Origin of the sequence: Streptomyces sp. WM4235, assembly GCF_001279725.1 — a bacterium.
In the GTDB taxonomy this organism is placed as follows: Bacteria; Actinomycetota; Actinomycetes; order Streptomycetales; family Streptomycetaceae; genus Streptomyces.
In genome coordinates this window covers 1-7,199 of the sequence record NZ_LGDE01000069.1, presented here as the reverse complement: position 1 = coordinate 7,199, position 7,199 = coordinate 1, and the positions used below count along the sequence as shown (strand labels likewise).

General features: G+C 66.2%; 5 protein-coding genes and 1 pseudogene. 1 reads left to right on the top strand and 5 read right to left on the bottom strand.

What is annotated here, in order from left to right:
* Positions 1–1,119: 1,119 nt before the first annotated feature.
* Positions 1,120–1,767 carry a DUF6461 domain-containing protein gene (locus ADK55_RS08375; RefSeq protein ID WP_063839480.1) on the bottom strand — a complete coding sequence of 216 codons (648 nt, stop codon included), beginning with the start codon at positions 1,765–1,767 and terminating at the stop codon, positions 1,120–1,122.
* Between the two features lie 1,014 nt (positions 1,768–2,781).
* Between ADK55_RS08375 and ADK55_RS08370 the strand changes: the two genes are divergently transcribed.
* Positions 2,782–3,807: a hypothetical protein gene (locus ADK55_RS08370; protein ID WP_234349956.1), complete on the top strand. Its 1,026-nt coding sequence runs from the start codon at positions 2,782–2,784 to the stop codon at positions 3,805–3,807.
* Between the two features lie 215 nt (positions 3,808–4,022).
* On the opposite strand, the pseudogene ADK55_RS36125 reads toward ADK55_RS08370, so the two are convergent.
* The 4 genes and pseudogenes from ADK55_RS36125 to ADK55_RS08355 all read right to left on the bottom strand — a co-directional run.
* Positions 4,023–4,479, bottom strand: a pseudogene (locus ADK55_RS36125) (IS630 family transposase); the annotation flags it as partial.
* A 19-nt stretch (positions 4,480–4,498) separates the two neighbouring features.
* Positions 4,499–4,915 (bottom strand): hypothetical protein, encoded by a 417-nt coding sequence (locus tag ADK55_RS38405; protein ID WP_159041318.1) that lies wholly within the window; start codon positions 4,913–4,915, stop codon positions 4,499–4,501.
* Between the two features lie 86 nt (positions 4,916–5,001).
* A complete protein-coding gene (locus tag ADK55_RS08360; protein ID WP_234349955.1) occupies positions 5,002–6,288 on the bottom strand; it encodes a S1 family peptidase in 1,287 nt (428 codons plus the stop codon).
* 135 nt (positions 6,289–6,423) lie between these two features.
* Positions 6,424–6,810, bottom strand: coding sequence for a DUF4440 domain-containing protein (locus tag ADK55_RS08355; RefSeq protein ID WP_053676846.1), 387 nt, complete (start codon positions 6,808–6,810; stop codon positions 6,424–6,426).
* Positions 6,811–7,199: the final 389 nt, after the last annotated feature.

Genomic DNA, 7,199 nt, shown 5'->3' with positions numbered 1-7,199 from the left:
CAGCCGCTTCGAAGCGGGTGTCCGGGCGGTCCAGCACGGGTGGCTGCCCACGCGACCGGGCTGAATCCGCTGCACCCAGCGCCCTCGCGCCGTGTGGGTGGGTTGCGAGGGCCGTCGGACGGGCCGGCGGCCGGGCGGTCGGGCGGTCGGCCGAAGCGGTAGCACTCCCCTGCCGATGGAGGGGACGTGCGGATCTCCGTGGTGCGAGCGGGCATGGTGATCCGTCGGATGGGTCGTGACCGAGGGGTTTCGTGAGCGTGCCCTGGCCGGCAATGCCGTGTCAGCAGTGCTGCCCGGGGCCGAGTACGCCTGGAAACCGACGCCGCCGGAGCGTTCCCTGCCGAGACAGCGTCACGCACGGACCGACGTGCCACCCGGCGTATTGCCGTGGTGGCACGTCCCAGTCTTTCCGGCTCCCGTCACCGCGGGGAAGTGGCGGCCCCTGGCCGGAAGGTGCCTGGGCCGAAAGCGTCCACGCCGCCGGACGGCGGCGAACCCCGAGGGCGGCCGGCCGTCGGCTCCGTGCACGACCCACCACCGGCTCTGCGACCCCGTCAGCTCGAGTCGTACCAGTGCGTGAAGGGCCGGTCCGGACAGGACCGACACTCGAAGACGCACACCGCGCCCCCGCCGCCGATGTCGAGGCCGGTGGGGTCAGAGGGTACGGACCGGCCACCCTCCTGATCCCGGTCCTCTTCGGGAAGCCAGGTGCGCCACGAAGCGCCGTCTCACTCATCGCCGACCACGGTGAGCAGGTGATCCCTGGGTCGGCCGCATCGGTCGCGGTCGACTTCGCCCACTGCGGTGAACCACGCCGGGTATCCGGCGAGTTTCCTACCCGGCACATCAAATGATCATTCACAAGGCGTCCCTGCCAGACAGCGCTGACAACACACCCGAATCCCGAAATCGCATCCAGCCCGACGCCGACCCTGCCGTGCGCGGCTTCCCAAGCCTCCCCGAGCCCCCTCAGGCCCCCTCACATGCCAAACAGTCCGCTTCTCTCAAGGAGATCGCCTCCGGCGGGGTCGGGGCCGTCCACTACCTGCCGATGAGCGCACGTCCGCGCGGCAGGTTCCACTACGCCAAGAGCGGTGTGGACGCGAAAGCGCCGAGAGCTCAAACCATCATGTTCGGGGTCCCGCGGACCGCGTACGCCGGCAGGCGCGCTTCCTTCAGACAGGAAGGAGGAAGGGACAGCCCGAAGCGTCGCTCGACGACGCCCAGGGTGCGCCGGTAGGTGTCCCTGAAGTCTTCGTAATCCTCGTCATCGGGGTCGTTGGGAGACAGGAGCATCTGCCCATCGGGGCTCAGCACCTGTCCGGCAATGAGGTCGGGAACGAGCAGGTCGGGCTCCTTGCCGTAGCGCTGGTCCTCCTCGTGCAGTCCGAAGCTGCACAGGACCACGCCGTCGCGGGCGTAGTCCACGGTGGCCGGCGGGTGCTCTTGCATCGGGACGTAGCGGACGACTTCAACTCCGGTGCGGGAGATGTCCGCCAGCCGGTCCCCGCCGGTCGAGTCGCCGTACTCCAGGGCGAAGGACCAGCCTGCGCACTCGCCAACCCGCACGACACCGTCCCCGTCGCCGCCCGGCCGGTAGCCCCGCATGTCCAAACCCCACGCCTGGGCGTCGGTGATCGACTCGGTCGCCCCGTCCGGGTCCGCCCCCATGCGCAGCGCGAGCTCCTGGGCGGATATCCCTCGCGCGAACACCACGCTGGACATCCAGTTCTCCAGTCCGACCAACCACTGAATCCCGTCGCTCACGCGTTCATCCCCTTGCCATCCGTCAGTGATCTACCTGCTCGCACCCTAGACAGTGCCGCTGACAACCAACTTCATCAGCACGATCGCACCACGCATCCCTGCCTGAGTCAGGCCAGGAAAACGTGTCGAACGCAGTGAGAGCCGGTCCGATCGGCCGGGGCGGGCGCCGAATAAGGCCTGTTGTGAAGGTGGCTGGAGATGCGGGGTGTCGCGAGGGGGCGTTCAGAGACTGCGGATGGCCTCGGCCAGGTTGGAGCCGTAGGAGGCCCAGCAGATCACCGAGCCGTCAGCGCCAAGCTGACCCATGAACCACTCACGCGGTCCCGCCGGTTGCGAACGAGGGCCGCAGGGACCGGAGCCGTCGCCTTGGCACCGCGTCTGCGCAGGTAGGCGCGGTTCCTGCGGGAGTCGTCTGCCTTGTCGGCCCACACCCGTCACCCACGTGCCCGAGTACCTGTTCGGCCGGCTCCAGGAGGACGGCAGCGTCAAGGGCGGGATCAAGATCCCGTGGCGCCAACCGCTTGCGCGGCCGCCCCAGGCTCAGCCGAGGCACCGTGATCGCTTCCAGGACGGGCTCGAACTGCGGGGAGTCACCTCGCTGACCGGCCGTGATCACCACCGACAGGGTTCTTGCCCCTGCTCGACCGCCAGATGGATTTTGCTGGTCGGCCCGCCCCGGACCGGCCGAGCCCACGGTCGGCCGGCTCGCGGAAGATGCCGCCGGGTGGTTCCTTCAGGAGGTACCCCTTGGCGAGGCGACAGGCATCTCGGTCTCAATCCGAGAACCACTCCGGCGGATCTTGCGATCACCCGCACGGATTCGCCGCCCTCCGCACCGTCCGGGCAACCTCGCGCCGAGAAGACGCCGGGGTTGTGCTGGAGAGCGGAGGTGGAAAGCGAGAAAGCCATCACTTCATGACGGACTGTCAATTTCGCTGGCGGTGAGTGCCGACGCCGAGAGCGGCGACGGACACTCTTATCTTTCACTTAGAACGTTCCCCTAGCGTCTCGTTCATGATGACGCAACGCGGTGCAGTCGGATCTGTTGCCCTCACGGCCGTGGCCTTGACGGCCACCGTCGGGGTGGCCTTCGCGGTTTCCGCCCCGGACACGGCCGCCTCGATGTCCCACGGCAAGGTAACCGACAATCTGTACATGTCGCTCGGCGCATTCGAGGATGCGACGTCCGGCGGGGATCCGAAGGTCAAGGCCATGATTGACCGTACGGACATCGGCGGCGTACAGGTGGTGGTGCCCTGGAAGGCTCTTGAGGGGAAGAAGGGGGAGTACGAGTGGTCGCGGCTGGACGATGCCCTGAAGTATCTCCAGGCACGCCACAAGCAACTGTTCGTCCAGGTTCAGGATCGGTTCTTCGATGTAGCCATGACGGACGCCAAGGTTCCCCAATATGTGAAGGACGAGGGCGGGCTCGCGCCGACTATCGATGAGAACCCCGACAATCCCACCACCCATGGGGCCATGGTCGCGCAATGGAACAAGGAGGTGCGAGCAGACTTCCAGGCCATGCTGAGGGCGATGGCGCAGAGGTTCGACGGCAAGCTCGCCGGGGTGAACCTTCCGGAGACCGCGGTCGAGGTGGACACCAAGAAGGATCAGACCAAGTACACCTCGAAGTCCTACATCGATGCCGAGATCGACAACATGCGCTACGGCAAGAAGGTCTTCACCAAGACGCAGTTCATCCAGTACATCAACTTCCTGCCGGATGACGACGACCACAAGCGCATGACGGAGATGTTCGACCTCGCCAGGGACAAGAAGATCGGAATCGGAGGACCGGACACCCTGCCGGACCGGAAGTACCAGATGGAGAACTCCTACAAGTTCCTCCACGAGTACAAGGATTCCCTCCCCCTCGTCGCGATGGCCGTCCAGGAACCCGACATCAACGCCAAGGACCCCAAGACCGGTGAACCGTACACCCGCGAACGGTTCACGGACTTCGCCCACGACTACCTCGGTGCGCGCCAAATGTTCTGGACCACCGAAGCAGACTGGCTGCAGAAGCCCCCGGCGTGACCCGTGCACGAGTGCGGCCAGTGAGACCCGTGTAGGTGGCCGGCCGCTCCCGGGGCACCTCGCGATGTGGTCAGCGAATGGCCCACGGGAATGGCGCAGCAGAGTCTGTGACCTGACCGACTTCGCCGAGGCTGTGGCCAAGGCGCTACAGCACAGTGTGTGCGCGTCCGGCCGGTACAGGGTGTCCAGTGACCTGCGTCAGAGATTCGGCCGCGGTAGGCGGCGACTTTGTCGAGGATCTCGTCGGCGGTCTTCGTCCAGACGAAGGGCCTGGGTCGGTCGTTCCAGTCGGCCGGCCAGGCCCGAATGTCGCGTTCGAGGGCCTGGACGGAGCCGTGGACTCCACGCTTGAGCTTCTTCTGCGTGAACTCGGCGAACCACCGCTCCACCAGGTTCAGCCACGAGGCAGTCGTCGATGTGAAGTGCAGGTGCAAGCGTGGGGCGAGGAGGGTGATGGTGGTGCCGACGCGATGTGGTCGTGGCTGCGGCGTTCGGGAACGCCCGGCATCATCAGCAGGACCGGTTGGGACCGGTCCAGGGCCTCGATCTGCGACTTCTCGTCCACGCAGAGGAGCAAAGCCTTCTCCGGCGGGTCCAGGTAGAGGCCGAGCACGTTGCGGACCTTGTCGACGCACAGTGGATCGTCGACAGCTTGAACGTCTGCGAACGGTGGGCCGCCGGCGCGGACCTCCTACGGCTTTGTGATGGTGAGCGGGTTGCCTGTTGCTTGGTCAACGACCTTGCGGGTATCCAGCGGTTTCTGAAGCGTGAAACTCACCGGTTCCAGTCCGATGTTCGCTGCGCAGGCTTCCCCCTTCTTCTCGTGTGTCGTGAGCGTCAGGGTCAGTGAAACCGTGGTGTCGCTCTCGGTACCTGAGAGCCGGCCCTTTTGACACCCTCCGATGGGGATGACCGTCGTCAGGGTCCGGCCGTCCGCACTGATGACGGTTGGTCTCGTGATGGGCTGAGAGGTCGAGGAGGGTCCCGATTCGGGGATTCCGGCTTGGCCGGCCTGCCCACAGGCGCAGAGCACGCAGGCACCGAGCAGGGTCGCCAGTATGGCCCGCGCGTGAAGTGAGCGTGGATTCATGCCGGTGTGACGCATCATGTTTGCTCCCGGTTCCAGCAAGGGACAGCAACACGTGCAGGCTGGGTGGCCATCCTCCCGGGCGGCCACCCACCCGACTCGCCGAGTCACGTCGTCGGGTTCAACTTCAAGCCGAAGTGGTTGAAGATGTCGGTGGCTTCGGTCCAGTAGACGTAGCTACCGGCATTGGTCTGGTACGGGCTTGAGAGGGCGGACACAACCCCGCGAGCCTGACGTGTGGAACCGGTCTTGGTGTAGACCATGGTGCCACTGTCTCCGTGGGCGACGGTCCAGGGGTTGCCGGGAAGCCGGGTACCCTGGACTCCCCTCGCGGTCCAACCGTTGCTCAAGCTGAACATGACGTCGTCGTTGATGACGCGGATGCCGCAGACTGTGCCTTGCTGCATGAAGCAGGACGCCGCACCGCTCTGGCACACATCAGGGTCGCCGTTGTGCGAGTAGGCGTAGCTCGTCACCGGTGCGTAGGCGGTGGATTCGCTTACGTCGGCGCTGTTGTCGGCGCCGATGAGCGTTTCGGCGTCCCAGTTGGGGGCCATTCCCGGGTACCCACGTGGTTTCCGGTCTGGCCGTTCAGACCATCGTAGAAGCGGCCGAACGAGGGTGTCGGACCCCGCGCCGGTGTAGATGCGTTCCCCGTTGCCGAAGCAATGCCCGGCGGTCACCATGACGCGGACGTTGTCGCTCTTGCGGACGGCGGGCAGGCCGGCCGAGCAGTAGTGGCCTCCGTTGGTGATCACATCTCCGGCGATGAACGGGCTGCTGTCGTGCCACTTCACGTCGGACCAGCTTGCGGGCTCGATCTTCTGTCCCTGGATGAAGTTCAGCGCCACGTCATCGACACCAAGAGCCTTCGGCCTGCCGGCGATGGCCTTGGCGGGCGCGTCGACCGCCACGTCGAGTGAGGACGCCTCGGCGTTGACCGCCACGGAGTGAATCTCGTAGGGGAGGCTCTTCGCCGCAGACTTGGCCAAAAGCCTGGCTCGGGCGTCGTGCAGGGCGGCGAGGGTGGTGCGGACCTCCTCGACGGCGATCTTCTTCGTGTCGATGCCGGCATCAGTTTGCCGGGCCGCCTCGATGAGCTTCGCTGTGCGGGACCGATCGGTCACGTAGACATGCACCACGTTGTTGGGGGCATCAATGCGCACCCCCGCATAGGTGTCGGGCTGCTTGGACTTGCCCGCCGCGGCGACGGCGTCGGCGAGTTGCCGGAGTGGCTCCAGTAACTCTCCTCGCTGCGTCGGGTCCATCGCGGCGATCTGGGCCTCGGTGCGCCGCGGCGATGCCGGTTCGGCCTGGGCGCCGGGCGCGGTGACGGTAAGCAACGCCAGGCCAACCGCGCCGAGGCCGATTGCGGATTTCGCAGTTCTCTTCACTGACCCCCCAGTTGAGATGTGCGGCTCCCGACCACCGTCGGTCCCCTGATGAGGTACTGGGCCGGACACGCACGCTGGCGATGGCCGGCTTTGTCACTCAGGTGACAAAGAACGATCATCACCTGAGATGTACAACTACATGCCGTCGGGCGGGATGGGTGTCGCCAGGTGGTAGTACATCTGCCATGTCCCGGCGGCGCCCTGCTTGCGCCAGAGCGAACTGCGCCGTGCCCGGTTTCCGTCAAACACTGTCTCGTAGGTGAGGTGCACCAGTCCGGGGGCCAACAGCACTCCGCTGAAGTTCGAGGGCTCATAGTGGGGACCGCCTTCTGCTGCACCACCCAGTTCGGGCAACTCGGCCAGCATCTCCGTATACGTCCATCGGCGCCCAGAGGCACCAACCTCGACGAAGTCCGGGTCCAGAAGCTGTAGGGCCAGCGAGCGGGATACACGCACGCCGGCGTCCATCAGACGCAGCTCGCCTGCGATCGCTTCGCCTACCTCATCCGTCTCTTGGCCCATGCAGGCATCCTCGCTTGCGCGGCCAGGCTCTTCGCAACCGAGTTATCACCCGCCAGCGCACCCGGACTCCGACTGGATTGCTCGCCGCCTACCAAGACGACCGCTGGATAGCGCATCGTCAGAACACTGCCTCTTCACCAGTACCGCTTCGCACCCAGGGCTGCCACGACCCGCGCCACCGCGGCTACGAGTCCAGCCCCGAAACCTACTTCACCACTGACACCGCCACCCATCACGCATCCCGCCGGCTCTTCCCCGGCCCCGGCCGCTGGCCGGCCCGCCCGCCCAGACCACCTGTCGGCGCTCTTGAGCGGCGGTCGGCGTCCCGGTCGCCCCAGCCCCCGGCGCCCCCATCCGACACCAACTTTTTTACCTTCCCCCCCCCGGGG